The following is a 25,735-nucleotide window of genomic DNA, read 5'->3' on the forward strand; positions in this document are numbered from 1 at the left end:
CCTGTCCGGGAGGCTCCATGCTGTCCTCAGAATCCGCCGCTCTCGTACGGGCCACCCTGCCCGCCGTGGCAGGGGCGCTCGACGAGATCACCACCCGCTTCTACGACACGATGTTCCACGACCGGCCGGAACTGCTCGACGGGATGTTCAACCGCGGAAACCAGGCCAGCGGCGCCCAGCGCCGCGCCTTGGCCGGCTCGATCGCCGCCTTCGCGACCGCGCTCCTCGACGATCCGGACACCCGCCCGGACGTACTGCTGGCCCGGATCGCGCACAAGCACACGGCCGTCGGCGTCACCGAGGACCAGTACACGATCGTGCACAAGTACCTGTTCGGCGCGATAGCCGAGGTCCTCGGCGGCGCGGTCACACCCGAGGTGGCGGCCGCCTGGGACGAGGTCTACTGGCTGATGGCCGGCGCCCTGATCAGCCAGGAAGCACGCCTCTACCAGGACGCCGGGGTGCAGCCCGGCAAGATCTGGCGGCAGTGGACGGTCGTCGAACGCCGCGCTGAGACCACCGACGTCGTGTCCTTCCTGCTCAGCCCGGCGGACGGCGAGCCGGCGCCGCGGGCCCGGGCGGGACAGTACGTGAGCGTACGCGTGCGGATGTCCGACGGAGTGCACCAGTTGCGTCAGTACAGCCTGTCCTCGGACCCGGGCGGAGAACTGCGGCGGATCACCGTGAAGCGAGTCACGGGCGACGCCGACGGTCCGGATGGTGAGGTCTCCAACCTGTTGCACGACCACATCCGTGAGGGGGACGAGCTGACGCTGTCCACGCCGTTCGGCGACGTCTTCCTCGACGACCAGGCCGACGCCAATGTCCCGCTCGTCCTGGTCTCGGCGGGAATCGGCTGCACTCCCATGGCCGGCATCCTGGCCCACCTCGCCGCTCACGGCTCGCCCCGCCCGGTACTGGTCCTGCACGCCGACCGCTCCCCCGCCGAACACGCCCTGCGCGCCGAGACACGCGACCTCGTCAGGCAGCTGCCGGGCGCCCAAGCCGTCTTCTGGTACGAGCGACCCGGACCGGAAGAACCCGCCTCCCGCACTGGCCTGATGGACCTGAGCGAGACCCAACTCCCTTACGGAGCCACGGTGTTCCTGTGCGGCCCGCTCCCCTTCATGCGCGAGGTACGCGGACAACTGCTGAGCACCGGGGTTCCCGCACGACGCATCCGTTACGAGGTCTTCGGGCCCGACCTCTGGCTGCCCGACACCGCGGCCTGAACCGCACCGAACGTTCCGATGTCCCCGAGGAGGAACCCGGCATGACCACCGACAACACCCAGGCGACACCCATGATTCAGCTGCGCTCCGATGGCGCCGTGGACGAGGAGACCCTGGCGTACGCCCGTACGAAGATCCACGCCGTCGTGAGCAGGCCGGGCCTGCCCGCCGTCACCGGCGAAGTGCGCATCGTGCGGGCAACCGCCCACCACGCCGACCGCCCGTGGTCGGCCACGGCCGACCTGCATGTCGGCGGTCACCAGGTGGTCGCCATGGCCGAAGACGCTACGGGCACGGGGGTCGTCGACCGGCTCCAGGACCGGCTGCGCCGCCAGACCGACAAGGCCACCCATGCCTGGGACAACGGCCACCGGACGACGGCCCCGCCGTGGCGCGGCGGAAGCCGGCGGTCGGGTCCCGCCACGGACTCCGGCAGCGCGGCAGAGGACTCCCGCACGGCATGAATCCGCGGTGAGAACAGGCCCGGTCCATGACGGTCCACCGACCGGGCCGCCGTCCTGCCCTCCACCTGCAAGGCGGACACCGCCGAAACCCACGTCGAGGGCCGTCCGGACCAATGAGGTGACCAACGGCCCACTGCGGAACCCCGGGCCGACGAAGACCGTGGGATGAGTGATTCCCGATCGACCTGCGAGAACGAGGAGTTGTGTGATGGCCAAGGCATATCTGGTGGGCAGCGGAATCGCGGCGCTGGCCGCTGCCACGTTCCTGATCCGCGACGGCGGCTTCAAAGGATCCGACATCCACCTCTTCGAGGAACAGCGGACCGTCGGCGGCAGCCTGGACGCGGCCGGCACGCCGGACGCCGGCTACACCATGCGCGGTGGGCGGATGTTCGAGGCCGAGTTCCGCTGCACGTACGACCTGCTGTCCGGCATCCCCACCCTCGACGACCCCTCCGTCTCCGTGACCGAGGAGATCCTGGCCGGACACGAGGAGTTCGCCTGGGACGACATCGCCCGTCTCGTCGACGGAGACGGCAAGATCCTCGACACGACCTCGATGGGATTCTCCGAGCGCGACCGGCTGGAGCTGATCCGCTGCCTGGCCACCCCCGAGGGGCGCCTGGACGGCAGGCGGATCACCGACTGCTTCGGCGAACACTTCTTCACCACCAACTTCTGGTTCATGTGGTGCACCACCTTCGCCTTCCAGCCCTGGCACAGCGCGATCGAGTTCCGCCGCTACCTGAGGCGCTTCATCCACCTCTTCCCCGGGTTCGCCACGATGTCGGGCATCCACCGGACCCGCTACCACCAGTACGACTCCATCGTGCGGCCGCTGACGACCTGGCTCCGCGAGCGCGGTGTCACCGTCCACACCGGCTGCCGTGTCATCGACCTCGGGTTCACTCCGGGAATCGACAGCGGCACAGTCGAGATTCTCTACCTGAGCCGGGGCGGCCACGACGAGAAGATCGCCGTCACTCCCGAGGACCTCGTCCTCGTCACCAACGGGTCCATGACCGATGCCTCCAGCCTCGGCTCGCACACCTCGGCACCCCCGCCGGCTCCGCATCGCTCGGACGCCTGGCTGCTGTGGCACCGGCTGGCCCGCGGACGCGACGACTTCGGCGACCCGGCCGTCTTCGACAAGGACGTCAAGGCGTCCCGCTGGGAGTCGTTCACGGTCACCGCGAAAGACCCCGCTTTCCTGAAGGCCCTCGAGGAGTTCAGCCGCCGTCCGGCCGGCAAGGGCGGCCTGATGACCTTCACCGAATCCAACTGGCTGCTCACCATCGTCGCCAACCGACAGCCCGTCTACCGGGACCAGCCCGAGGACGTCTCCGTCTGGTGGGGCTACGGCCTGTTCCCCGGCCGCGCAGGCAACCACACGCCCAAGCCGATGACCATGTGCTCCGGCCGGGAGATCCTCGAAGAGGTCCTGCACCACCTCCCGTTCGACGAGCGGACAGCGGCCCGGGTCCTGGAGACCTCCACCGTCGTGCCGTGCGTGATGCCGTACATCACCAGCCAGTTCCTGGCCCGTCGCGGCGGCGACCGGCCCCGGGTGGTGCCCGAGGGATCGGTGAACCTGGCCTTCATCGGGCAGTTCGCGGAGGTGCCCGACGATGTCGTCTTCACCGTCGAGTACTCCGTGCGAACCGCCTGGACGGCGGTGGCGCAGCTCCTGAACCTGGACAAGCGCCCCCCGGAGGTCTACAAGGGCCACCATGACCCCCACGTACTGACCGCCGCTCTGGAGACCATGCACCGCCGGTAGCCCAGAGCGAGATCACCGACGCGCTCCAGTCCGCCGGCAGGGAACACAGCCGCCGAGTCCGCTCGGACTCCAGGGAGGCCGGACAAGGCCCTGCGCATCCTGCCTGACTGCGAACCTGCGGGAATGAGGGCTCGTCCGGATCCGGGAGAAGGTCAGTGAGGCTTTCGACCGGCCGTGGCTCCGTCAGGTCGGCCGAGCCACCCCCCGGAGTGGCGGCGGGACCGGCGAGCCAACGCCCCAGCCAGGCCATGCATCCTCTGTCGATCCTTGGCGTGGCAGTCGGGGTTGGTGACCGGGTACAGGCTGGTGGTCGTCTGCTCCATGGGTTCCCGCGCAGGGTGACTCCGCCGTAGGGCGACGCGAACCCCGTCCCGCCCCGGCCGGCGGGCATCACACTCGTGATGATGGGCCGCGGCAACACCGGCCCGAGAACTGCGCACTGCTGCACCGCCTGTGGCACGAGAACGTCGTCGACTGGGAAGGCAAGTTCCGTACGCCGCTGCAGTCGTTCACGTCAACGCCCCGCCGCTGGACGGTGTACCACCGTTCGTCTGGCACGACTCCCTCCGCTCCCCCGAGATCGCCGAGCAGGCGGCCTACTACGGCGACGCCTTCTTCCACAGCAACGTCTTCTGGCCGGCCGACCACGTCAAGCGGCTGGTCGACCTGTACCGCACGCGGTACGCGCACCACGGGCACGGCACGCCCGAGCAGGCCATCGTCGGGCTCGCCGGGCGTGTGTTCATGCGGCGCAACTCGCGGGACGCGGTACGGGAGTTCCGGCCGTACTTCGACAACGCGCCGGTGTACGGACATGGGCCGTCCCTGGAGAACTACATGGACCAGACACCGCTGACCGTCGGCTCGCCTCAGCAGGTCATCGAGAAGACGCTGACCTTCCGCGAGTACGCCTGTGACTACCAGCGGCAGCTGTTCCTGGTGAACCACGCGGGGCTGCTGCTGAAGACCGTGCTCGAGCAGATCGACATGCTCGGCGAGGAGGTCGTACCGGTACTGCGCGAGGAGTTCGCGAAGGGCCGTCCGGCCGATGTGCCGGAGGCGCCGACCCATCGGTCCCTGGTCACGGCTGCTGTCCGGTAGGCGGCCGACGAACCAGGAGTTCACAGGCGTCCGAGCCGTCGGCAGTGCGGCGGCTCGGATGTCAGGCCGTGCGGCTGTCCGGCTCTATGCAGGGAGCAGTACGAGCTTGCCGCCCAGGTGCCCCGACTGGCTCACTGCCAGCGCGGCCGCCACCTCGTCGAGGGGGTACGTCCGCCAGATCGGCACCCGCAGCTGCCCTGCCTCGATGAGGGCGAGGATGTCCCGGAGCGCTTGGGGGCCGCCCGCTCCCGGCTCGGTCATGTGGATCTGGATACCGCTGTCGGCCGCGTCGAAGGCCACGAGAGAGAGGACGCGCGACGGGCCGCCGGCGAGTTCGATCGAGTCCGGGATCTCACCGCGGCCGGAGGCGTCGAGGACCGCGTCGACGCCCTGGGGGGAGATGGCCCGTACGCGCTCGACCAGCCCCTCGCCGTAGGTGACCGGTTCCGCGCCGAGGGAGCGGAGCTGCTCGTGGTTGCGCTCGCTCGCGGTGCCGATGACGCGCACCCCACGGGCGACGGCCAGCTGCGTGGCGAACGTGCCCACGCCACCGGCGGCGGCATGAATCAGCAGCGTCTCGCCCTTGGCGACCTTCAGCTTGTTCAGCACCTCCACGGCGGTGATGCCCGGGCCGGCCAGAGTCCCGGCCACCTCCCACGGAACGGGGGCCGGTTTGGCGACCAGCGCGGCGGGGTCGGCGAGCGCGGACTGGGCGTAGGACGGGGTGATGGAGGCCCCCAGCACCTCGTCACCGACGCTGAAGGCGGTCACGCCCTCGCCGACCTGGTCGACCACACCGGCCACGTCGGACCCGAGGCCGCCCGGAAGGTCGAGGGGCATCACCTGGCTCATGTAGCCATGCAGGATCTTCCAGTCGATCGGATTGACACCCGCGGCCCGCACCGCGAGCCGTACCTGGCCGGGGCCGGCGGTGGGCGGCGGAACATCGACGACACGCAGCACGTCGGTGCCGCCGTACTCGGAGAACTGCACTGCAAGGGACATCTGCTCGGCTCCAAGCTCTTGTGGTTTCTCGGGGACGACTACTTGCGAGCGGATGGAATGGGCGCACGGTCACGTCACTGACCGCAGGGCCCCGAGTGGTCGCAATACGGCTGAAGGCGGCTCTGCCCGCAGCCGCACAGCACGACCCTGGTCTCGGCGCGCAGGCCTTCCGGCGTGTCCACGCTCAACTCGCCGCGCATGGTCAGCTGTCCGGTGGAACCGCGCGTGATCCGCGTGGGCCGGTCCGGGGGTCTCCGTCCCGCCGTCCGCGAGTTGGTACTGCAGTGCGCCCGAGGGGCAGCGCCGCACCACTTCGGCCAGGCGATCGGCCGTGGCGTTGTCGGGCTGGATCCACGGTCGCTCGGCCGTGTCGAACACCTCGGGCAGACCACGGACACATTCGGCGGCGTGCAGGCAGCGCCCAGCCTCGAAGGTCACCGTGATCGACTGCCCCTCGTACGCCTTCTTCTAGGATCTGCCGCTCATACCGGTCTCCCTCACTGCCGTGCTCGGCCGTTCAGTCGCTGACCTTGCTGCGGGACTGGTACAGCAGGTCCTGGTACTCGGGGTGCCGGGCGATCCAGCCCGCAATGAAGGGGCAGGTGGCCAGCACTCGCAGGTTCGAGGCGCGCGCCTCGTCGAGGGCGGTGCGGGCCAGCGCGGACCCGACTCCCCTGCCCTCATACTCCGGGGGGACCTCGGTGTGTACGAACGCAACGAGTTCCGTCGTACGGATGTACTCCGCGACACCCGCGACCTTGGACTCCCCGTCGACCCGGGCCTCGTACCGCTTGGCCTCGGGAACGTTACTCACTTCCACTGCCATCTGTCCTCCTCGTGGACCTGATCCCGCTCGATCCGACGGGAGTCCGGCCGGTCTGAATCAAGACTAACCCCATCCAGTTGATGCATCAACTTATTCGCACTGCAAACGGGTTAATCGTGCTGGAGCACGATGCCTGAGCGAGCCGAAAACGGGTCGCCGGAAATCCGGCGACCCGTCTCGAAAGGCAGCGGTTGGCCTCCTTCACTCGGCAGTGAGAGCTTGCAACCATTGCCCGGGCTCAGTAGCCCACGGTGAAACGGCGGTTGAGGTGCTGGGGTTTGTCGATCTCGTCGACGAGGGCCACCGCATAGTCCTCGTAGGAGACACGGGCCTGGCCGTCGTCCCCGGTGACCGGATGGTCGAGGCCGGTGCGGTAGCAGCCGGTGCGCTCGCCGGGCGCGAAGTGCACCGGTGGCGGGGAGAGGTAGGTCCAGGTGCCGTCGTCGCCGAGGGCGAGGTAGGCGTCGAGCGCCTGGATCTGGCCGATCGCGTACGGCCTGAACTCCTCGGGGAAGCCCGGTGCGTCGTAGAAGCGGACGCCGTCCTCGTTCAGCAGGCTGGCGCCGCCGCCCATGTGAAGGATCCGGGGCCGCCCTGCCTGGCCGAGAGTACGGACCGCGGCGGCGACGGCGGCCACGGCGTCGGTGTACAGCTGGGCGTCAGGTCCGCCGACGGTCAGGACGAGAGCGTCGGCGCCCTTGGCCAGGGCGGCGACCGCGACGGGGTCGGTGACGTCCGCGGCCACCGCCCGCACGCCGTCGGGGAGTAGGCCGAGGCGGACGGTGTCGCGGGCGACGGCGGTGACTTCGTGGCCACGCGCGGCGGCCTCGGCGACGACTCGGGAGCCCGAGTTTCCGGCGGCTCCGAACACGACGATCCCGCTCATGGTTCTTCTCCTTACCGACTGACCGCCTACGGGAGTTCAGGCACCCTGCGCGCCGAAGAGGTACTGGTTGCCGATGTCGATCAGGAACGGGCCGCCGTAGGACGGGTAGCGCTCCAGGATCGCCTTCTTGTACGTCTCGCCGTCGTCGCCGAGCAGTTCGTGCGCGTCGGTGAGGTACTGGCGGAGTTCGGCGTACACCTCGGGCCCGGCGGGCAGCCCGTGTCCGGCCAGGATCGTGTCGTACGACGTGTCGGCGGCCAGGGTGTCCACGACACTGCGCCAGCCGGCGAGGTCGTTGTTGCCCAGGAACAGGTGGGTGCGGTGGTAGACGAGGTCCTGGGCGACCAGGACGCCCTGCTCGGGCAGCCTGACGACCAGCTCGTCGGCGGCCTCGCCGCCGGTGACGGCCTCGAAGACGAACGGCACACCGTCGATGACCTCGGTCCCCGGAATGATCTCGACCGTCGGGGTGATGTCCGCGGCCGGGATGACGGTGCCGGTCGGGTCCTGGCCATCGCCATGGGAGGCGATCTGGTCGCGGACCACGGGCAGCGCGTGCACGGGAGCGCCGAAGCGGGCGGCACCGTGGAAGTGGTCGGGGTGGGCGTGGGTGATGATCAGCCGGTCCAGCGGCTTGCCCAGGCCCTGGGCGTAGGCGACGACCTCGTCGGCGTAGCCAAGGGCGTACTGGGCATCGACGGCGATGATCCGGCCCGGGGTCTCGATCAGCTGGGTGGTGACGTTCAGGCTGTCGTCGGGGGCCATGTAGCTGTGGATGCGGACCGGGCCCTTGTCGATGACGGTGACGGTGCCGTGCATGGCGAGTGCTCCCTGTGGTGTTTCAACGTCCTGGTGTTTCCTGTCCCTTCCACTCTGGAGGCAAAGGCACAGGCAGGCGAGATACGCTGAAGACCCCTGATGGTCAGAAACGGACATGAGCGAGAACACCGTGGCGGTCACGCGCAACACGGCCGGTGTCGGCCGGGAGGGCGACGGGCCGATCCCCGGATTCGGCTTCAACCCGCCGGCTGCGCCCGTGACCGGCTTCGAGATCCTGGCATTGGCCGCGCTGCGCCACAGGATGCCGGACACCGTCCTGGAACGCGTCCACCGGGTCGACTTCCACACCCTCACACTGATCACCGAGGGCAGCGGGGAACACACCGTCGACTTCGTGACCCACCCCTGCCGCCCCGGAACGCTGCTGTGGGTGCGGCCGGGCCAGGTACAGCGCTTCGGCCCCGCCGGCACGATGAACGGCACGCATCTGCTCTTCACCCCCGCCTTCCCGCCCCGCTTCACCGGAGCCGAACGCCTGCTCACGGCCTGGCACGGCCCTGTCTGCCGACAGTTGGAAGCCGGCCGCGAGTACGCCACACTCTCCACGCTGCTCGCCCAGCTGACCGCCGAGTACACCCGCCCGGCCGGCACCGTCTCCCGCGAAATCCTGCAGTTCCTGATGGCCACGGTGCTGCTGCAGATCGACCGATTGCCGCACCCGGCGGGTACGGATCCCGGCGCGGGCGGCGGCGAGACCTACACCCGTTTCACTGCCGAACTGGAGCGGTCGTACGCCACCACACGCCGCGCCGAGGACTACGCCCACCGCCTCGGGTACACGGTCAAGACCCTCACCCGGGCCTGCCTCGCGGCCACCGGACAGTCCGTCAAACAGCTCATCGACGCCCGAGTCGCGCTGGAGGCCCAGCGCTTGCTGGCCCACACCGACGACCCGGTGGCCGTCATCGCCCACCGGCTGGGCTTCAGCGAACCCACCAACTTCGGCAAGTTCTTCACCCGCCTGACGGACACCACGCCCGGCGACTTCCGCCGCGAGCATCGCGACGGCGCGCCGCCCGGCGGGCACTGAGGGCGCCGGGCGGCGCGTCATCCTGCGTTGATGCAGCCGAATGACCTGGGCATCGAGCGGATCCACCACGTCAACGCAAGTAGATGAGCTGTCAACGATCTCGTTAGACTCGTTCCATGAACGCGACGCCGCGCTGGCTCACCCCGGAACAGAAGTCCGCCTGGGACGGCTTCATCCGCATGCAGGAGACGCTCATCGGCCGGCTGTCCCGGCGCGTTCAGGCCGACTCCAAAATGTCGGCTTCCGACTACATCGTGCTCGCGAATCTCACCGAGACAGGCGGCGGGCGCATGCGCTTCCTGGACCTGGCCAAGTTGGTGGAGTGGGAGAAGAGCCGGATGTCCCACCAGGTCACGCGGATGACGAAGCGCGGACTGGTGACCCGGGAGGAATGCCCCGACGACGGACGCGGAGCGTTCATCGTCGCCACCCCGGCCGGCTACAAGGCGATCGAAGAAGCCGCCCCCATACACGTCGAGCACGTCCGCCGACTGTTCATCGACGCCCTGACCCCGGAAGAGCTCAGCACACTCGCCCAGATCTCGAAACGGGTCCTGGACCACATGGAGAAGCAGCCCGACTGACCGACCGGGGGGGGCAGGAAGGGCATGACCTGAGGCTGTGGAGGCGCACCCCCGATGCCGTCGACGTGCGGAGCGGTCCACCGCGCGAGCGGCAACGGATGCTCGACGAGTGAGCGGCCGAGCAGGGTGAGGGAGCACTCCACGCGGGACGGGGCCTCGGGGCATGAGGCGCGCTCGACGAACCTGTCGACGCGAAGGAGCGCCGGTCCCGTTTGAGCGTCTCGCCGCACACGCCGTCGGCGCAGGAATACCCACACCCGGCGTGGGCGGGTGACGGCCGAAAGCCATCCCTGGAGGCATACGCCGAAGCGGCCGGACCGAGTGTCTCGGCCACCGGCGTCACGACCTGGATCCCTGCGGACTGAGTAAGCGAGCCGACGGGCACCGCAGCCAGCACACGGCGGAGCACCCGGGCAGCATCCTCCGTGGGCACAGTGGCTATGGCAGCGTCACCCAGCACCACCAAGCCGACCCATGAGGGTAGGCACAGACCTGATCCGGGCGAAGTCACCACGGTCAACCCCCCGGAGGGCGCGAACGACACAGGTACGGCGGCCAGCGTCTCCCACCGACCACGAGCACGGACCAGCAACGGATCAGCAGACATAACCCGATCCTGCCAGCCCAAGATCGCCTGATGCGGGGGAAATTGACCACCACAAGCGCGCCACAAGCACAGCACATCGGGCCTTGAGGTGCCCACCGGCACTGGCCGGAGAAACTGTCTGACAGATCAACAAATGGATCCTGGATCGGCAGTCGACTGGTTCCCGGCTCCGCCAACGAGGCCAGATGGGGCCAGTCAAGGGCTCTGGCTCAACCTCTGTGGTGTGGCATGAGTTGGCACGAGGTAAGCCGACGCAAGTCTGGCTATGGACTACTCGTAGATCTTCGCCGCTTGGAGCGCGCGGGCGATGAAGGTCCAGTCACCGCCTGCTGGTAGCTCTTTGCCGAAGTTCTGATACCAGCCTGGGGAGTCGTCCACCCACGCGGCGAGGGCTTCGAGGAAGTTGCCGAGTGTGTTGTTCTCCCACGCATCGCCTTGCTGCTGGAAGTCCTGGTGCAGCTTGCGAACGAAGACGACCAATTCCTCACGGCTGCGGATCTCATCGTCTGGAGTAAGAGACATGACGGCAAGGTATCCAATGAGCGTTTTCCAACGTCACGCTGACGTGATCAGGGGCCCATGGCGGGTTCTGGCAAGACCAGCGCAAGCAGTCGTGCGGTAGCACTGGTTGTGACGCAAGCTCCCTGTTGTCTAGGACAGGAGCTGACCTAACTCACGCCTATCGTCGCTGCCTGCCACCAACATCAGCGAAAGGACCGCGATGACTGAGCAGACCAACGTCGCGCCGGAGGGCTACACGACCGTTGCGCCCTGGGTCGTCACCGACGACACGGGGGCCTTCCTCGACTTCGTCACCCAGGCGTTCGGCGGCGAGGAACTCGGGCGGGTGCCGACCGAGGACGGCTTGATCGGTCACGGTGAGATCCGAGTCGGCGACACCATTGTGTTGGCCTTCGACCGGCACGCGGACTGGCCAACCATGCCGAGCCTGCTGCGCGTATTCGTCGCCGATGCGGACAAGACGTTCTCACAAGCCGTCGAAGCCGGCGGCCAAGTCGTCACCGCTCTGGCGAATGACGCCTTCGGACAGCGCGGAGGGCGCATCAAGGACCCCTTCGGCAACATCTGGTGGGTGGTCAGCCGCGTTGAGGACGTCTCTGAGGACGACATGTGGAAGCGGCTGCAGGACCCCGTGTACGCCGAGGCCATGCGCGTGGCTCAGGAGACACTCGACGCCGAGCTCAGCGGTCGACACCACGGGCGCAGCAGTGCACCCGTCAGGACAACCAACTGACCCATGACGTCGGGGTTCGCATGCGCCAGACCGGTAGCCAATGCGCGTTTCCAGCTTGCTTCGGCAGCTTGAAGTTGGAAAACGCTCAATGGCCCCGCCCTACTAGCGTGTGGCGAGCCGCTCCAGCAGGGCGGCGCTCCGTGCCAGCAACGCCCGCTCCTCATCCGTGAGTTCGGCCTCGATGGCCTGTGCGAGCCAGCCGACCCTGCGGCCGCGCTCCGCTTCGAGCGCGGCCCGGCCCGCGTCCGACAGCTCGACCAGCGACTTGCGGCCGTCCGTGGGGTGCGCCCGGCGCGTGATCAGGTTCTGTTCCATGAGCAGCCCCACCGCCCGGGCCATCGACTGAGGGCGTACGCGCTGATCGGCGGCGAGGTCGCTGGTGGTCATGGCGCCGTCGCGGTCGAGTGCACCGAGCACGGCGACCTGGCCCAGCGGGATGCGGTCCTCGTGTTTGACGCGTCGGGTGAGCTTGCCCATCGCAGTGCGCAGTTCGGCGGCGATGGCGGCGGCTTCCGAGGTGGGCATAGGGCACTTTAGCCCGTTGACCAGCATTGCTGTGCACCTGACCTGCACAGCAATGCTGTACAGCAAAACTGAGCAGCATTGCTGTAGAGTTTGGTGTTGTCGGGCTCAGCGCCAGCGTTGTCGCAGCCGGGGCCACGGCACACGACAACGGGAAGGGACTCCCATGTCCGTAAAGGCAGTCGGAACCGTCAACGCCGCCATCGAGACCGTCACCGCCCGCCGGATCATCGACAGCCGGGGCAACCCCACGGTCGAGGTCGACGTAGTCCTGGCGGACGGGTCCCTGGGGCGCGCGGCTGTCCCCTCCGGCGCCTCCACCGGTGCCCGGGAGGCGGTGGAACTGCGCGACGGAGACTCCGCGCGCTGGCACGGCAAGGGCGTCGACCGCGCGGTGGCCCACGTCAACGGGGAGATCGCGGCGTCCGTGTGCGGCCGGGACGCGGCGGACCAAGCGGGTCTCGACGCCGCGCTGGTCGCCCTCGACGGCACCGCCACGAAGTCCCGGCTCGGCGCCAACGCGATCCTCGGCGTCTCCCTCGCCGCCGCCAAGGCCGCCGCGGCGGCCCACCGCCAGCCCCTCTACCGCTACCTCGGCGGCGCCGACGCCCACCTCCTGCCGCTGCCGATGATGAACATCGTCAACGGCGGCGCCCACGCCGACAATCCGCTGGATTTCCAGGAGTTCATGATCGCGCCCGTGGGCGCGGACACCTTCGCCGAAGCCGTCCGCATGGGCAGCGAGGTCTTCCACACCCTGCGGCGCGATCTGCTGGCCGCCGGGCACTCCACGGGCGTCGGCGACGAGGGTGGCTTCGCGCCCGCGCTGCGTACCGCTGAGGAGGCGCTCGACTTCGTGATGACCGCCATCGAGCGCACCGGCTACCGCCCCGGCACGGACATCGGCCTGGTCATGGACCCGGCGTCGTCCGAGTTCTTCCGCGACGGGGTGTACGACTACGCGGGCGAGGGAGTGCGCCGCACCCCCGCCGAGAACGCCGACTACCTGGCCAAGCTCATCGACGCCTACCCGGTCGTCTCCATCGAGGACCCAATGGCGGAGAACGACCTGGACGGCTGGCGCGAGCTGACCGCCCGCGTCGGCGACCGCTGTCAGCTCACCGGCGACGACGTGTTCTGCACCAACGAGACGCTGCTGCGCGAGGGCATCCGCACCGGCGTCGGCAACTCGGTCCTGGTCAAGGTCAATCAGATCGGCACCCTGACCGAGGCGCTGGCCACGGTGGCCACGGCCCACCAGGCGGGCTGGACGGTTGTCATGTCGCACCGCTCGGGCGAGACGGAGGACACCACCATCGCGGATCTGGCGGTGGCGACCGGCTGCGGTCAGATCAAGACCGGCTCGCTCTCCCGCTCCGACCGCACGGCGAAGTACAACCAACTGATCCGGATCGAAGAGGAGTTGGGCGACTCGGCGCGCTTCGCGGGCCGCTCCGTACTGCGTCGGGCGTGATCAGCAGGCAGAGGTAGATTACGCGGGCCCCCGATCACGATCGGGGGCCCGCTCGCGTGCCGGGGAGACAAATCTTCCTGGGCTGATCACCCCCGTGTGACCTGCGCCTTCCCGGACCGGTCGGCATGGCCGGCCGAATGGAGCCAGCTAGCTACTTGCCCCTGAAGAAGTCGGGTTTGCCTCGACCGGCAGCTGCCGCGGCGCTCCAACAGCATCTCCCTCCAGGTGTCCTGCACCCCGCGCACCTAGCCAGGTTCGATGCGTTCTTGGACGACGAGCGGTGCATCGCCCCATGGCGGGCTGTGTTCGCCCAGCGGCCGGGCCGACTTTCGGTGCCGGTCGAGACACTGCTGCGATTGCTGTATCTCACGCTCGCTACGAGTGCTGTGCCGGGAGGTCGCGGACTCTTGAGCTGGCGGCGGTTCTGCTGTATTTCCCTGAGCTCCCCTGTGCCGTACCCAACGTTGTTGATCTAAATGATGCGCTGCGGCGGCTCGCAGACCGTGGAACAGCTCAACACTGTGGCCTTCGGGACAGCTGGCGCGAGTGGTCGGGGAGCTGCCGAGACGGCGGCTGGCCGGTCTTCACCTTCGCTGATCGGCCACACGACCGGCCCTCGCACCGCAAGCGGTCGAAGAAACCGGCCGCGCGGTAATGAGGGCGGGCCACAACGACGCCCGCGTCGTAGGAGCTCTGCCGTAGCTGTCAGAAGAGCTGGTCGAGCAGTTCCTGACGGTGTGCGGTGGCCCATGAGCCGAGGTGGATGGGCTCACGGCCGAGAAGGTCCTCGACCGTGCTGGTGGTGACCGCGGAGTAGTCGAAGCGGCCTTCGTAGGTCTGTCGCGCCCAGATCAGTGTGCTGGCCGCGTACGCGGCGTCCATGTTGGCGGGCGCGGTGTCCAGCCCGGAATCGATCATGCTCTGCAGATCGTCCGGGGTCAGGACCAGCGCGGGGATCTCTCGCCCGAGGGCGGCGGTGAGGACCTCGGCCACCTCGGCGCCGTTGAGGAGATCGGCGGACAGGTAGTAGTCCTTGCCCGCATGCGTGTCGGGGCCTTCGGCCAGGACCTTGGCCACGACCGCCGCGATGTCGTCGCCCGCGATCCAGCCGACCTGCTTGTCGCCCATCGGCCACACCATCTGGCCGTCCCGCAGCCGGTTGATGCCCAGCAGGTTCTCCATGAACACATGCGGATGCACATTCGCCCAGGCCACCTTGGAACCCGCGATGTAGCGCTCCACCAGTTCGTGCCACGCGAAGTGCGGGTCGGTGGAGCGTTTGTCGCTGAACACGCCCAGGTGCACCAGGAAGCTGACGCCGGCGTCCTCGGCGGCGTCCACCAGGGTCTTGGTCTGGTGGCTCATCGCCGAGGTGTAGCCGGTCATCAGGAATACCCGGTCGATGCCCTCCAGCGCGCCGGGGAAGGTGTCGGGGTCGTCGAGATCGATGCGGACCGCTTCCTTCCCCTCCTTGATCCACTGCTCGACGGTCGTCTCGCTGCGTGAAGCTCGCACGGGGACCGCTTGACCGGGTGTCGCCTCCAGTGCCTTCACGACCGCCGATCCGGTGCGGCCGGTGGCACCGAGGACCAGCACCCGCGGGGTGCCTGTATTCCGCATCTGTCGCTCCTTGCCTCATACGAAAGCAATCACTTTCGTATGACACGATAGTCATCGCTGTCGTATGCTCTGTCAAGTCGAACTGGAGACCGGAGGGAACCGTGCGGACCTGGGCCGAGAACGACCCCAAAGCGCGACTGATGACGCGCAAGCGCGAGGCGATCATCAACGCTGCACTCGCGGCCTTCCTCGAAGAGGGGTACGGCGGGAGCTCGGTCAACCGCATCGCCGCGAGCGCGGGCGTGTCCATCACCACCCTGTACCGGCACTTCGACAGCAAGGACGATCTCTTCGTCGCCGTCATCCAGGAGGCCTGCGACACCTCCGCGCAGACCGCAGACCCGCAATGGCTGAACCTGCCACCCCTGGAGGGCCTGACGGAAGCGGGCTGCGAGCTTCTCCAACACATCCTGTCCGAGCAGCAGTTGGCGCTGTTCAGGGTGGTGGCCCGGGATGCGCAGCGCTTCCCCGAGCTCGGCCGCCGCTACCAACAGGAGATCCTCGGAGACCGCATAGCCCTGTTCAAGCGCCACCTGTCCCACTGGCCGGAGGAGCTGCGTTCCAAGGTCAGCGACCCCACACGGGCCGCACACGTCTTCTCCGCCCTCCTCCAGGCGGAGATCGTGGACACCGCCCTGCTCGGCGGACCGCTCCCCGACCCGGCCGCCATCCGAATCCGCTCCCAGGAGGCTGCGAACGACCTGTTGGCCCTCGCCGAAGCCGGACGGCTCTAGCAACGTGCTCCTGAAGGAGTCGAGTCTGCCGCTGCGTTGACCTGTGGGGAGAGCTGGTGCGGGCCTGTCGGTGGCCGCGACAATCGACGCCTTCCTGGAAGACGAGCAGTTCATCGCTCCCTGGCGAGTGGTGTTCACCGAGCGGCTGGGCCGCCCGTCGGTACCGGTCGAGACGCTACTGCGGCTGCTGTATCTCAAGCACCGCTACCAGCTCGGGTACGAGACCCTGTGCCGCGAGGTCGCTGATTCGCTGAGCTGGCGCCCTCTGATCAAACTCATGCGCCGCAGCGGCCCGCAGACCGTGGAACAACGCAACGCCGCACTGCTGGGCAAGCTGGTCGAGGACAAGCTGCTGCGGTGCCGCAGACTGCGCATCGACACCACCGTGATCGAAGCCGACATCGACCACCCCACCGATGCCGATCTGCTGGAGCACGGGGTACGCAAGCTAGGCCGGCTGGTGCGCCGGATCAAGGCCGCCGGTGCTGCCAAGCGCACTCGTTTCCGAGACCGGCGCCGGTCGCCCGGGCGTCGGGCGAAGGAGATCTCGCGCACCCTGCGCCGACGCACAGGTCAGGCGCTGGGTGACATCGACCGGCTGACCGGCGAGGTCGCCGCCATCGCCCAGGCGACGCTGCGGAATGTGGCTGCGGTGGAGCGCAACGCGCTCCGGGCGTTGCGCACACGGCGCACCACGCTGCGTGGCGGCCACCAGTTCCTCACCCCGGCGGCTTGAACGGCGGAGACCGGCGGCTCGCTGTCGCAGATCAGGCACGTGATCCGCTGAGCGCTGACGCACCACCACAAGACTTGGGCCAAAACCATAGGACAGGTCTGACCAGGGGATCGTGACGACCGTCTTGACGTGCGAAAACCTCGGCGGAAGCAAAAGAAGTCAGTGGGCATGCGTTTCATGATCACCGGGTGAGGCGCGGAGTGATGAGGGGCCCTGTCACTCCCCGGCTCACTGCGGCCTGCCAGAAGGCAGACGGAGGCGCGAGGCTGGACGGCGTCACCCATTCCCACCCGAGGAGCGGAGCACCACTCCATGGCGGTCGAGCAGGACGTTGACGAGGTCGTCCGGGCCTTCCACGCGCACGTGCGGGCGCTGATCGAGGACGACACCGACGCTCCCGAAGACCTGCTCGACGAGGGCTTCACCCTCACCCACAGATCCGGGTACGTGCAGCCGAAGCAGGAATGGCTGGCGCTTCGCGCGGTCGGCACCAGCTGGTGACCGGGCCGCATCACCACCCGAACAGATCGAGACGGGTCCGAACAGCATGAGCGAGCAGAACAAGGAAATCGTCGTCGTCATCGGCCCTGGCAGCATCGGCCAGGCCATCGCCCGCCGGGTCGGATCCGGCCGTACGCTGCTGCTCGCCGCCCACAGCGAGGAGGCGACCAAGGCCGCCGCCGAACAGCTGCGCGGGGACGGATTCGAGGTGGCCACCCAGGCCACCGACATCTCCGATCCGGCCCAGGTCGAGGCGCTGGCGGCCACAGCCGCCGGGATGGGCGCGGTCACCCATGTGATCCAGGCCGCCGGCGTGTCGCCCACCCAGGCCGGCATCGAGCGGATTCTGCATGTGGACCTGCTGGGCACCGCCTACGTGCTCGACGCGTTCGCCCGGGTCGTCGCACCCGGCGGGGCCGGCATCGTCGTCGCCAGCATGGCCGGACACCGGGAGAGCCCCTACGAGCGCGAGATCGAGCACGCGCTCGCCACCACCCCGACCGACCAGCTGCTCGCCCTGCCCTTCCTGAAGTCCGACCAGATCGGCACCACCGTCCACGCCTACGCGCTGTCCAAGCGCGCCAACTCGTTGCGCGTGCAGACCGCCGCCGCTGCGTGGGGCAAGCGCGGGGGGCGCGTCAACGCCATCAGCCCGGGCGTGATCATCACTCCGCTGGCCCTGGACGAGCTGTCCGGCCCGCGCCGCGAGTGGTTCGAGCACGTGCGCGAGGTCTGCGCGGCCAAGAGGTTCGCCACCTCCGACGAGGTCGGCGACGCCGCGGCCTTCCTTCTTGGTCCGCAGGCCGGCTTCATCACCGGGACCGACCTCCTGATGGACGGCGGCGTGACCTCCGCCCTTCGTGTCGGGGAGCTGACGACCCCCTGATGGATGAAAGGTATCGACCGCGGATCGGCAAGGGCCGACCCGCATGGATGGGCGCGATGGCGCAGCTCACACAGATCACGAAGGAGGCAGAGGGGTGACCGAGTGGACCGACGGCGAGCTCGACCGGATCGGTTCGGCCGAGGAGCTGGACCTGGAGTCCGAGCGGGGCGACGGCACCCTGCGGGACCGGGTGACGATGTGGGTCGTACGCGACGGCGACAGCGTGTACGTACGCTCGGTCAAGGGCCGGGGCGGCCCCTGGTTCCGCGGCATCCAGACCCGCCACCAGGGCCGTATCCACGCGGGCGGGGTGAACAAGGACGTCACGTTCGAAGAGGCGGACCCAGGCGAGTACGCGGGGGTCGACGCCGCCTACCGCCGTAAGTACGGGCGCTACACCAGCATCGTCGAGCACGTCCTCACCGCGCAGTCGCGCGAGTCGACGCTCAAGCTCGTCCCCCGCTGAGACACACGACCGGCAGGCCTGGCCCGGGAAGTCCTCAAGTACCCGCTGACGGTCATGGCGCCGCGGACTTGTTCGGCGATGCCGGTGAGATGGGGGTGTCTGAGACCATTGGGCTCGGGCGTATGACCATCGGGAGGCACCATGACGCGGGAGACAGGGCGGGGCAGGAGTTCCACCCCGCCGCGCAGCGCGGACGTGGCCCAGTTGGCAGGGGTCTCCCAGAAGACGGTGTCGAGGGTCTTCAACGACGAGGCGTACGTCTCCGCGGACGTACGACGACGCGTACTCAAGGCCGCCGAGGAACTCGGCTACCGACGCAACAACGCGGCGCGCGCGCTCGCCTCGGGCCGGACACGTTCCATCGGTGTGGTGACGCTCGGCACCGCCTTGTACGGGCCCGCGTCGCTGCTCATGGGCGTCGAGCGGGCGGTCCGGGACACGGGATACGCGCTGCGTGTGGTCAACACCGTGGAAGGCGACCCGACGGGCATCGCCGGCGCCGTGGACTCGCTCCTGGACCAGGGTGTGGACGGCATCGTCATCTCCGAGCCGATCGACGAGGGCGGGGACGGGGACGGGACAGAGAGCTCCCTCCGCGTCGACGTGCCGGTCCTCGTCTGCGGCGCGCCACCGCCATTCGCCGCGCCCAGGGTGCTGGCCGCGGGGGTCGGCGCCGAGCAGATGGCGCGGACGGTCACCGAGCATCTGCTCGACCTGGGACATCTCACCGTCCACCACCTCGCCGGTCCTCAGCGGTGGTACGCCGCCCGGGACCGTCTCGACGGATGGCGGGCGGCACTCACGGCACACGGCCGGGACGAGCCGCCGGTCGTCGAGGGCGACTGGTCGGCCGCTTCCGGCTATGCGGCGGGCCGCGAACTGGCCTCCGACCCCGACGTGACGGCGGTCTTCGCAGCCAACGACGACATGGCCATCGGGCTGATCCGCGCGCTGACGGAAGCCGGCCGGCGGGTGCCCGAGGACGTGAGCGTCGTCGGTTTCGACGACATCCCGGTCGCCGCCTTTGTGACTCCTCCCCTGACCACGGTGCGTCAGCCGTTCGACGCCGTGGCCCAGGAAGGACTCAAACGTCTCGTGCACGCCATCGAGAACCCGCAGGCCGACCCCTTGGCGGCGAGTGACCCGCCGGTCGACCTCATCGTCCGCGCCTCGACGGCGCCTCCGTCGCCGTCGAACGGACGTACCTCCACCCAGCGCTGATCAGCTCAGCCGGAGGCAGCCATCTCCGGGTTCCCGTAGTACGCGTCGGGGCCGTGTTTGCGTGTGTAGTGCCGGTCCAGCAGGTGAGGGGGTGGCGGGCCTGCCGGGGCCAGCGCCAGGGTGTGGATGGCGATGTCGGCGACGGCTTCGCAGATGATGGCGTGTTCGAGGGACTTGCGGGCGGTGGCCCCCCAGGTGAAGGGGCCGTGGTTGGCGACGAGGGCGGCGGGGACCTCGGTGGCCTTCTGGTCGTCGCTCTTGAGCATGTCCACGATGACGCGACCGGTGTTGTACTCGTAGGCCTTGGCGCACTGCTCCGGCGTGAGGTCGGGGGTGCAGGGGATCGGGCCGTTGAAGGTGTCGGCGTGGGTGGTGCCCAGGACGGGGATGTCCCGGCGCGCCTGGGCGAAGGCGACGGCATGGGTGGAGTGGGTGTGAGTGACCCCGCCGATGGACGGGAAGGCGAGGTACAGGCAGCGGTGGGTCTCGGTGTCGGTGGAGGGGCGCAGGTCGCCCGCGACGACCGCTCCGTCGGACAGCCGTACCGTCACCAGGTGGTCGACGGTGAGGTCGTCGTACGGGACTCCGGAGGGCTTGATGACGAAGACCCCCGCCTCCCGGTCGATTCCGCTCACGTTGCCCCAGGTCAGGGTGGCGAGGCCGACCTGGGGAATCGCCAGGTTCGCGTCCAGTACCTCTTGCCGCAGGCCGTCGCGGACAGTGGCGGTCATCGGTCTTCTCCTTCAGCGCTGTTCATGGGTGTCACAGAGCCTGGGCGAGGCGGTGGTAGGCGGCGTTCCACCGCACCTCCTTGGCGAGCTGTCCGGACGTGGTGTGCTCGTCGATGGTGAGCAGTTCGACGCCGGTCATCGCCGCGAAGTCGGCCAGTGTCTCGATGTCCACGGCGGAGCTGAGCACGGTGTGGTGGGGGGCGCCGGCGAGCAGCCAGCCCTCGGCCGACTCGGCCAGCGAGGGACGTGGCTCCCATACGGCCCTGGCCACGGGGAGGCGGTGCAGCGGCTGGCTGGGAAGGACCACGTCTACGGTGTTGGCGGTCAGCCGGAACCGGTCGCCCAGGTCGGCGAGACCGACCACCAGGGCCGGGCCGGGGGCCGCGTCGAAGACCAGCCGGACAGGGTCCTCGCGGTCGCCGATCGACAGGGGGTGGATTTCACAACTGGGGCGGTCGGCCGCGATGGTGGGGCAGACCTCCAGCATGTGGGCGCCCAGGATGCGGGGGGTGCCCGGGCCGAGGTGGTAGGTGTAGTCCTCCATGAAACTGGTGCCGCCGGGCTGCCCGAGGCCCATGACCTTCATGGTGCGCAGCAGCGCGGAGGTCTTCCAGTCGCCTTCGCCGCCGAATCCGTAGCCGTCGGCCATCAGCCGCTGGACGGCCAGGCCGGGCAGTTGGCGCAGCCCGCCCAGGTCCTCGAAGTTGGTGGTGAACGCGGTGAATCCGCCGTCGGTGAGGAAGGCGCGCAGGCCCAACTCCTGGCGGGCCGCGTACAGGAGGGAGTCGTGGCGTATGCCGCCGGGGCGCAGGGCCGGGACCATGTCGTACGACTCGACGTAGGTGGCGGCGAGTTCGGCGGCTTCCTTGTCCTCGACGGCGTCGACGACGGCGACCAGGTCGTTGACTCCGTAGGTGTTCACGGAGTAGCCGAACCGCAGCTGTGCCTCGACCTTGTCGCCCTCGGTCACGGCGACATCGCGCATGTTGTCGCCGAACCGCGCGAGGCGCAGGGTGCGTGCCGCCTGGCGGCCGGCGGCGGCCCGGGACCAGGCGGCGACGCGCCCGATGACCCGGGGGTCGGTGGCGTGACCGGCGACGATCTTGCGCTGGACGCCGAGCCGCGCCTCGATGTGTCCGAACTCGCGGTCGCCGTGGGCGGCCTGGTTGAGGTTCATGAAGTCCATGTCGATGCTCGGCCAGGGCAGCGACAGGTTGTACTGGGTGTGCAGATGGAGCACCGGCCGGTCCAGTGTGCTGAGCCCGGCGATCCACATCTTCGCCGGTGAGAATGTGTGCATCCATACGATCACGCCCACGCACGCGTCGGAGGCTGTGGCTTGCAGGCACAGTCGCCGGATCGACTCGGCGTCGGTGAGGACCGGCTTCCAGACGACCCGCAGGGGAATCTCCGGGGCGGCGTCGAGTCTTTCGGCGATCTGCTGGGACTGGTGCGCGACCTGGCGCAGGGTGTCGTCGCCGTACATGCCTTGGCTGCCGGTGAGAAACCAGATCTCCTGGCCGGCGTGTGTCTGGGCTGGTGTCTGGGCTGGTGTCGTCATGACGGGGTTCCTTTCGGGCGTGAGCACACGTGGGTGGCTCAGGCGGATGCTGCTGCGCGGACGCGGCGCAGCCGGTGCATGACCTCGTTGGCCCCGCGGCCGAAGTAGTCGTGCAGGAGCCGGTATTCGGCGTACAGACGGTCGTAGGCGGCGGCGCGTTCGGGGTCGGGCTGGTAGGCCCCGCGGTGGACCTTGCCCATGGCGTGGGCCGCGGCCCGGATGTCGGGGTACGCTCCGGCGGCGACGGCGGCGTGCATCGCGGCGCCGAGTGCCGGGCCCTGGGCGGAGCCGATGACGCCGAGCGGACGGCGGGTGACGTCGGCGTAGATCTGCATCAGCAGCGCGTTCTTCGTCAGGCCACCGGCGACGATGACTTCCTGCACCGGTACGTCGGCTGCCTCGAAGGCGTCGATGATGGTGCGGGTGCCGAAGGCGGTGGCCTCCAGCAGGGCGCGGTAGATGTCCTCGGGCCGGGTGGAGAGCGTCAGTCCGACCAGCACACCGCTGAGGTCGTGGTCGACCAGGACGGAGCGGTTGCCGCTGTGCCAGTCCAGGGCGATCAGCCCGTGCTCCCCCACCTTCTGTTCGGCCGCCAGCGCGGTGAGGTGTTCGTGGGCGCTCCGTCCCAGGCTCGCGGCCCGCTCCGCGTACTCGGCCGGAAACCCGTTGCGGACGAACCAGGCGAAGATGTCGCCGACGCCGCTCTGTCCGGCCTCGTATCCCCAAAGACCCGGCAGGATGCCGCCGTCCACGACGCCGCACATGCCCGGCACGGTCGCCCGCTGGTCGGAGCTCATCACATGGCAGGTCGAGGTGCCCATGATGGCGACCATCTGTCCCGGCTCCACGGCTCCCGCCGCGGGCGCCGTCACATGGGCGTCGACATGGCCCACACACACGGTGATGCCCTCGGGCAGCCCCGTCCAGGCCGCGGCCTCGGCCGTCAACGTCCCGGCCGGAGCGCCCAGTTCGGCGATCGGCTGGTCCAGCTTGTCGGTCACGAAGTCGGCGAAGTCCGGGTTCAGCGCCGCGAGGTAGTCGCGGGAAGGATAGGCGCCGTCCTGGAGCTGGCCCTTGTAGCCGGCGGTGCAGGCGTTGCGGACGTACGTTCCGCACAGCCGCCACACGATCCAGTCCGCAGCCTCCACCCACCGCTCGGTCCGGCCGTAGACCTCCGGATCCTCCTCCAGCACCTGCAGCGCCTTGGCGAACTCCCACTCCGAGGAGATCTTCCCGCCGTACCGCGCCAGCCACGGCTCCCTGCGCTCCGCCGCGAGCGCGTTGATCCGGTCCGCGTGGCCCTGGGCGGCGTGGTGGCGCCACAGCTTGACGTAGGCGTGCGGGCGGCCGGTGAGGTCGGGCAGTTCGCACAGGGGGGTGCCGTCGGCCAGCACCGGCAGCACCGTGCAGGCGGTGAAGTCCGTGCCGACACCGATCACCTGCTCCGGGCGCACTCCGGCACGGAACAGCGCCTCGGGAACCGCGTGGCGCAGGACGTCGAGGTAGTCCGACGGAACCTGAAGGGCCCAGTCGGGCGGCAGCCTCGTACCGTCGGGCAGTTCGCGGTCCAGGACCGCGTGGGTGTACGCGTGTTCCGCCGTGCCCAGCTCCGCCCCGTCCCGGACGCGGACCACCACGGCCCGCCCGGACAGCGTGCCGAAGTCGACTCCGACGACGCAGGGTTCGAGGTTCGCGCGGTCATCGTGGTCTGTGTTCACGGCTGGCCGTCCTTTCGGTGAGGTGATCGTTGTGGCGGGCAATCTGGACTTGGCATTCGGGATGTCGGGCAACGTTCGATCTGGCGAATGAGGGTGGGGGGCCTGACAGCGAGTGCCAGGCCCCGGCTTCACGGTGACTACTGGACGAGTTCCCAGTCCTGCGAACCGTCGGTGGCCGTGGTCTGCAGGGTCAGCTGTGCCCCGGCGGACGCTCCTGTCAGGTAGAGGCTGGTGTTCTTGACGGACTGCAGTTTGTAGAACCCGTCGCTGGTCTTGACGAGGTTCCAGCTGCCGGTGTCGCTGTTGTCGACCCATTGGCCGATCTTCTGGCCTGCGGTCGCGCTGCCGGTCCAGATGGCCGCGGCCCGGCCGCCCGACTTGTTGAGCAGGGTCACGCCGCCGCTCGGCTCGGTCACCATGTGCCAGTACTGGGTGTCCGCGTTCGCCGCCGAGCCCGGGGCCTCCAGGCGGACGTCGGGGACGTCACCGTTGCCGATGTTCGCGTCGTTGGTCCTGTTGCCGGTGCCGATCACCTGGTCGGTCTTGTGGTTCACCAACTGGTAGTAGGCGCCGTCCGAGTGGCCGAGGTCGGTCTCGGCGTAGGCGATGGTGGAAGTGCCCTGGTTGTTGAGGATCGCGAGGCGGCCAGTGCCCTCCACGTACTGGAGGTTGCGGCTGTAGCCGGCCGGGGAGGTCGTCTGGTACTCCTTCCACGTGCCGTCGCTGCGCCCGCTGTCGTTGACCCAGACGTTGCCGCTGCCGGCCGCGTTGTAGACCAGGCGTCCCCCGGGAAGCCGGATGACGACCGGACTGCCGCCCGTCGCGAGCGCGTGGGAACCGGCGTCGAGAGACAGGGAGGTGACGCCCGTTCCCGTGGCGGAGCCGAGGAAGAACTTCAACGGGTTGTCGGCGAGCACGTACCGGGTGTTGACCCCTCCGCCCCAGTACTCGAAGGTCAGGAGCCACTTGCCGTCCGTGGTGCGGACGACGTTCGCCATGCCCGGCCGCCCGCCGCCGATCTCCGTCTTGCCGCCTCCCATGTCCTGGTTCAGTCCGGCGATGTCGACGACGGGGTCGCTCCACTGGGCGCTGGCGCCGTTCCAGGTCTTGTGGGCGAGGATCTGGCCGTGCGAGTCCGTGGCGGTGTCGTTGGCGGGGTCCAGTGTCGGGGCGCCGGTAGTCTCGTTGAAGCCGGTGTAGTCGTTCTCGTCGGAGTAGTAGCAGACGAGTTGGCCCTTGTAGACCATCAGGTACGGCTCCCAGACGGGGTCCACCTGCTTGTTCGTGTTGGCGGCCGCGATGTTCTGGCCGACCGCGCCCGCGCTGCCGCCCTGCCAGCCGCCGGTCGCGATGACGTTGACGACACTCCACGTCACACCGTCGTCGGTGCTGGAGTACAGAGCGATCGCCAGGTCCTTGCGGTCCCCGTCGTTGGACGGCGTCCAGTTGGGGTCGGCCGCCTTGTGCTCCTTGTAGTAGTAGTCGTCGCCCGAGACGACGCTGGCAAGGAGGAGCGTGCCCTGCTTCAGGTTCCCGACGTCCTGCGGAAGCGTGTAGAGGTACGGGTTGGTCCAGTTGCTCGTGTACTTGGCGTACTGGGGGTCGCTGGAAAGGTATGCCGGAGCCTTGACCTCGGACAGCGACTGCCAGGTCGTTCCATGGTCGTCGCTCTTGTAGACCGGGAGGGTCTGCTTGTCGGCGCTGCCCGTCGACGTCACGACGGTGGACTTCTCGAACGACGCGACCAGTCGCCCGCTGGGCAGCTCCGCCGACTTCGGGTAGACCGCGCAGTTGCCCCGGCCCTTCAGGCACGGCTCGCTGCCGAGCTGGTAGAGGATCCCGCCCGTCGGGTCGTAGGCCTGTGCACTGAACATGGGTGTCGCCAGGATCGCGGATGTCGCGGTGAAGATGCCGAGGGCTCGTCCAAGCCTTCTTCGCTGCATGGCCCCTCCTCA

23 protein-coding genes and 4 pseudogenes are annotated in these 25,735 nt (G+C 68.9%); 15 read left to right on the forward strand and 12 right to left on the reverse strand.

What is annotated here, in order from left to right; genetic code table 11:
- The first annotated feature begins 17 nt into the window (after positions 1-17).
- The 4 genes and pseudogenes from OG975_RS02395 to OG975_RS02410 all read left to right on the forward strand — a co-directional run.
- The gene (locus OG975_RS02395; protein WP_406327017.1) at positions 18-1,232 is read left to right on the forward strand and encodes a globin domain-containing protein; all 1,215 of its coding nucleotides are present in this window, start codon (positions 18-20) and stop codon (positions 1,230-1,232) included.
- Positions 1,233-1,273: 41 nt separating this feature from the next.
- On the forward strand, positions 1,274-1,696 hold the full coding sequence (locus tag OG975_RS02400; protein WP_406327019.1) for a hypothetical protein: 423 nt from the start codon (positions 1,274-1,276) through the stop codon (positions 1,694-1,696).
- Between the two features lie 169 nt (positions 1,697-1,865).
- Positions 1,866-3,476, forward strand: a complete 1,611-nt coding sequence (locus OG975_RS02405; protein WP_406327021.1) for an oleate hydratase — start codon at positions 1,866-1,868, stop codon at positions 3,474-3,476.
- A gap of 427 nt (positions 3,477-3,903) precedes the next feature.
- Positions 3,904-4,577 (forward strand): annotated as a pseudogene (locus OG975_RS02410) (LLM class flavin-dependent oxidoreductase); the annotation flags it as partial.
- A gap of 84 nt (positions 4,578-4,661) precedes the next feature.
- On the opposite strand, the gene OG975_RS02415 reads toward OG975_RS02410, so the two are convergent.
- The 5 genes and pseudogenes from OG975_RS02415 to OG975_RS02435 form a co-directional block, all read right to left on the reverse strand.
- The gene (locus OG975_RS02415; RefSeq protein WP_406327022.1) at positions 4,662-5,582 is read right to left on the reverse strand and encodes an NADP-dependent oxidoreductase; all 921 of its coding nucleotides are present in this window, start codon (positions 5,580-5,582) and stop codon (positions 4,662-4,664) included.
- Positions 5,583-5,656: 74 nt separating this feature from the next.
- Positions 5,657-6,026, reverse strand: a pseudogene (locus OG975_RS02420) ((4Fe-4S)-binding protein).
- Between the two features lie 73 nt (positions 6,027-6,099).
- Positions 6,100-6,408 carry a GNAT family N-acetyltransferase gene (locus OG975_RS02425; RefSeq protein WP_406327024.1) on the reverse strand — a complete coding sequence of 103 codons (309 nt, stop codon included), beginning with the start codon at positions 6,406-6,408 and terminating at the stop codon, positions 6,100-6,102.
- A 238-nt stretch (positions 6,409-6,646) separates the two neighbouring features.
- On the reverse strand, positions 6,647-7,294 hold the full coding sequence (locus OG975_RS02430) for an NAD(P)-dependent oxidoreductase (RefSeq protein ID WP_406327026.1): 648 nt from the start codon (positions 7,292-7,294) through the stop codon (positions 6,647-6,649).
- A gap of 36 nt (positions 7,295-7,330) precedes the next feature.
- Entirely contained in the window at positions 7,331-8,113 is a 783-nt protein-coding gene (locus tag OG975_RS02435; RefSeq protein WP_406327027.1) for an MBL fold metallo-hydrolase, read from the reverse strand.
- A gap of 115 nt (positions 8,114-8,228) precedes the next feature.
- On the opposite strand from OG975_RS02435, the gene OG975_RS02440 reads away from it, so the two are divergent.
- Complete coding sequence (locus OG975_RS02440) at positions 8,229-9,164, forward strand: helix-turn-helix domain-containing protein (protein WP_406327029.1); 936 nt, start codon at positions 8,229-8,231, stop codon at positions 9,162-9,164.
- A 116-nt stretch (positions 9,165-9,280) separates the two neighbouring features.
- The gene (locus tag OG975_RS02445; RefSeq protein ID WP_406327030.1) at positions 9,281-9,748 is read left to right on the forward strand and encodes a MarR family winged helix-turn-helix transcriptional regulator; all 468 of its coding nucleotides are present in this window, start codon (positions 9,281-9,283) and stop codon (positions 9,746-9,748) included.
- 877 nt (positions 9,749-10,625) lie between these two features.
- Here the strand turns inward: OG975_RS02445 and OG975_RS02450 are convergent.
- Positions 10,626-10,877: a hypothetical protein gene (locus OG975_RS02450; RefSeq protein ID WP_406327031.1), complete on the reverse strand. Its 252-nt coding sequence runs from the start codon at positions 10,875-10,877 to the stop codon at positions 10,626-10,628.
- A gap of 199 nt (positions 10,878-11,076) precedes the next feature.
- On the opposite strand from OG975_RS02450, the gene OG975_RS02455 reads away from it, so the two are divergent.
- Positions 11,077-11,610 (forward strand): VOC family protein, encoded by a 534-nt coding sequence (locus OG975_RS02455; protein WP_406327033.1) that lies wholly within the window; start codon positions 11,077-11,079, stop codon positions 11,608-11,610.
- Between the two features lie 102 nt (positions 11,611-11,712).
- Here the strand turns inward: OG975_RS02455 and OG975_RS02460 are convergent, their stop codons facing one another.
- Positions 11,713-12,135, reverse strand: coding sequence for a MarR family winged helix-turn-helix transcriptional regulator (locus OG975_RS02460; protein WP_046930253.1), 423 nt, complete (start codon positions 12,133-12,135; stop codon positions 11,713-11,715).
- A gap of 163 nt (positions 12,136-12,298) precedes the next feature.
- On the opposite strand from OG975_RS02460, the gene eno reads away from it, so the two are divergent.
- Positions 12,299-13,606 carry a phosphopyruvate hydratase gene (gene eno, locus OG975_RS02465; RefSeq protein ID WP_406327035.1) on the forward strand — a complete coding sequence of 436 codons (1,308 nt, stop codon included), beginning with the start codon at positions 12,299-12,301 and terminating at the stop codon, positions 13,604-13,606.
- Between the two features lie 236 nt (positions 13,607-13,842).
- A pseudogene (locus OG975_RS02470) lies at positions 13,843-14,079 on the forward strand (transposase); the annotation flags it as partial.
- Between the two features lie 232 nt (positions 14,080-14,311).
- On the opposite strand, the gene OG975_RS02475 reads toward OG975_RS02470, so the two are convergent.
- Positions 14,312-15,226 (reverse strand): NmrA family NAD(P)-binding protein, encoded by a 915-nt coding sequence (locus tag OG975_RS02475; RefSeq protein WP_406327037.1) that lies wholly within the window; start codon positions 15,224-15,226, stop codon positions 14,312-14,314.
- A gap of 101 nt (positions 15,227-15,327) precedes the next feature.
- On the opposite strand from OG975_RS02475, the gene OG975_RS02480 reads away from it, so the two are divergent.
- The 6 genes and pseudogenes from OG975_RS02480 (at position 15,328) to OG975_RS02505 (ending at position 19,770) form a co-directional block, all read left to right on the forward strand.
- Positions 15,328-15,960, forward strand: coding sequence for a TetR/AcrR family transcriptional regulator (locus OG975_RS02480; protein WP_406327039.1), 633 nt, complete (start codon positions 15,328-15,330; stop codon positions 15,958-15,960).
- A 76-nt stretch (positions 15,961-16,036) separates the two neighbouring features.
- Positions 16,037-16,648 (forward strand): annotated as a pseudogene (locus tag OG975_RS02485) (transposase); the annotation flags it as partial.
- 360 nt (positions 16,649-17,008) lie between these two features.
- Positions 17,009-17,197 carry a hypothetical protein gene (locus OG975_RS02490; protein ID WP_406327040.1) on the forward strand — a complete coding sequence of 63 codons (189 nt, stop codon included), beginning with the start codon at positions 17,009-17,011 and terminating at the stop codon, positions 17,195-17,197.
- A gap of 46 nt (positions 17,198-17,243) precedes the next feature.
- Entirely contained in the window at positions 17,244-18,083 is an 840-nt protein-coding gene (locus OG975_RS02495; RefSeq protein ID WP_406327042.1) for an SDR family oxidoreductase, read from the forward strand.
- A gap of 94 nt (positions 18,084-18,177) precedes the next feature.
- Positions 18,178-18,549 (forward strand): DUF2255 family protein, encoded by a 372-nt coding sequence (locus OG975_RS02500; protein ID WP_406327043.1) that lies wholly within the window; start codon positions 18,178-18,180, stop codon positions 18,547-18,549.
- A 141-nt stretch (positions 18,550-18,690) separates the two neighbouring features.
- Entirely contained in the window at positions 18,691-19,770 is a 1,080-nt protein-coding gene (locus OG975_RS02505; protein ID WP_406327044.1) for a LacI family DNA-binding transcriptional regulator, read from the forward strand.
- 5 nt (positions 19,771-19,775) lie between these two features.
- On the opposite strand, the gene araD is transcribed toward OG975_RS02505, so the two are convergent.
- The 4 genes from araD to OG975_RS02525 form a co-directional block, all read right to left on the reverse strand.
- A complete protein-coding gene (gene araD, locus OG975_RS02510) occupies positions 19,776-20,501 on the reverse strand; it encodes an L-ribulose-5-phosphate 4-epimerase AraD (RefSeq protein ID WP_406327046.1) in 726 nt (241 codons plus the stop codon).
- A 31-nt stretch (positions 20,502-20,532) separates the two neighbouring features.
- Positions 20,533-22,062: an L-arabinose isomerase gene (araA, locus tag OG975_RS02515; protein ID WP_406327047.1), complete on the reverse strand. Its 1,530-nt coding sequence runs from the start codon at positions 22,060-22,062 to the stop codon at positions 20,533-20,535.
- A gap of 38 nt (positions 22,063-22,100) precedes the next feature.
- Positions 22,101-23,780, reverse strand: coding sequence for a ribulokinase (gene araB, locus OG975_RS02520; RefSeq protein WP_406327048.1), 1,680 nt, complete (start codon positions 23,778-23,780; stop codon positions 22,101-22,103).
- A gap of 137 nt (positions 23,781-23,917) precedes the next feature.
- Positions 23,918-25,723: an RICIN domain-containing protein gene (locus tag OG975_RS02525; RefSeq protein WP_406327049.1), complete on the reverse strand. Its 1,806-nt coding sequence runs from the start codon at positions 25,721-25,723 to the stop codon at positions 23,918-23,920.
- Positions 25,724-25,735 lie beyond the last annotated feature (12 nt).

The organism is Streptomyces sp. NBC_00203 (assembly GCF_045206325.1).
Lineage (GTDB): Bacteria > Actinomycetota > Actinomycetes > Streptomycetales > Streptomycetaceae > Streptomyces > Streptomyces lutosisoli.

What these genes read in the sequence shown, in the direction of transcription:
- OG975_RS02395 (WP_406327017.1), top strand. Translation starts at nt 18, where the DNA reads ATGCTGTCCTCAGAATCCGCCGCTCTCGTACGGGCCACCCTGCCCGCC.
- OG975_RS02400 (WP_406327019.1), top strand. Translation starts at nt 1,274, where the DNA reads ATGACCACCGACAACACCCAGGCGACACCCATGATTCAGCTGCGCTCC.
- OG975_RS02415 (WP_406327022.1), bottom strand. Translation starts at nt 5,582, where the DNA reads ATGTCCCTTGCAGTGCAGTTCTCCGAGTACGGCGGCACCGACGTGCTG.
- OG975_RS02425 (WP_406327024.1), bottom strand. Translation starts at nt 6,408, where the DNA reads ATGGCAGTGGAAGTGAGTAACGTTCCCGAGGCCAAGCGGTACGAGGCC.
- OG975_RS02430 (WP_406327026.1), bottom strand. Translation starts at nt 7,294, where the DNA reads ATGAGCGGGATCGTCGTGTTCGGAGCCGCCGGAAACTCGGGCTCCCGA.
- OG975_RS02435 (WP_406327027.1), bottom strand. Translation starts at nt 8,113, where the DNA reads ATGCACGGCACCGTCACCGTCATCGACAAGGGCCCGGTCCGCATCCAC.
- OG975_RS02440 (WP_406327029.1), top strand. Translation starts at nt 8,229, where the DNA reads ATGAGCGAGAACACCGTGGCGGTCACGCGCAACACGGCCGGTGTCGGC.
- OG975_RS02445 (WP_406327030.1), top strand. Translation starts at nt 9,281, where the DNA reads ATGAACGCGACGCCGCGCTGGCTCACCCCGGAACAGAAGTCCGCCTGG.
- OG975_RS02450 (WP_406327031.1), bottom strand. Translation starts at nt 10,877, where the DNA reads ATGTCTCTTACTCCAGACGATGAGATCCGCAGCCGTGAGGAATTGGTC.
- OG975_RS02455 (WP_406327033.1), top strand. Translation starts at nt 11,077, where the DNA reads ATGACTGAGCAGACCAACGTCGCGCCGGAGGGCTACACGACCGTTGCG.
- OG975_RS02460 (WP_046930253.1), bottom strand. Translation starts at nt 12,135, where the DNA reads ATGCCCACCTCGGAAGCCGCCGCCATCGCCGCCGAACTGCGCACTGCG.
- eno (WP_406327035.1), top strand. Translation starts at nt 12,299, where the DNA reads ATGTCCGTAAAGGCAGTCGGAACCGTCAACGCCGCCATCGAGACCGTC.
- OG975_RS02475 (WP_406327037.1), bottom strand. Translation starts at nt 15,226, where the DNA reads ATGCGGAATACAGGCACCCCGCGGGTGCTGGTCCTCGGTGCCACCGGC.
- OG975_RS02490 (WP_406327040.1), top strand. Translation starts at nt 17,009, where the DNA reads ATGGCGGTCGAGCAGGACGTTGACGAGGTCGTCCGGGCCTTCCACGCG.
- OG975_RS02495 (WP_406327042.1), top strand. Translation starts at nt 17,244, where the DNA reads ATGAGCGAGCAGAACAAGGAAATCGTCGTCGTCATCGGCCCTGGCAGC.
- OG975_RS02505 (WP_406327044.1), top strand. Translation starts at nt 18,691, where the DNA reads ATGACGCGGGAGACAGGGCGGGGCAGGAGTTCCACCCCGCCGCGCAGC.
- araD (WP_406327046.1), bottom strand. Translation starts at nt 20,501, where the DNA reads ATGACCGCCACTGTCCGCGACGGCCTGCGGCAAGAGGTACTGGACGCG.
- araA (WP_406327047.1), bottom strand. Translation starts at nt 22,062, where the DNA reads ATGACGACACCAGCCCAGACACCAGCCCAGACACACGCCGGCCAGGAG.
- OG975_RS02525 (WP_406327049.1), bottom strand. Translation starts at nt 25,723, where the DNA reads ATGCAGCGAAGAAGGCTTGGACGAGCCCTCGGCATCTTCACCGCGACA.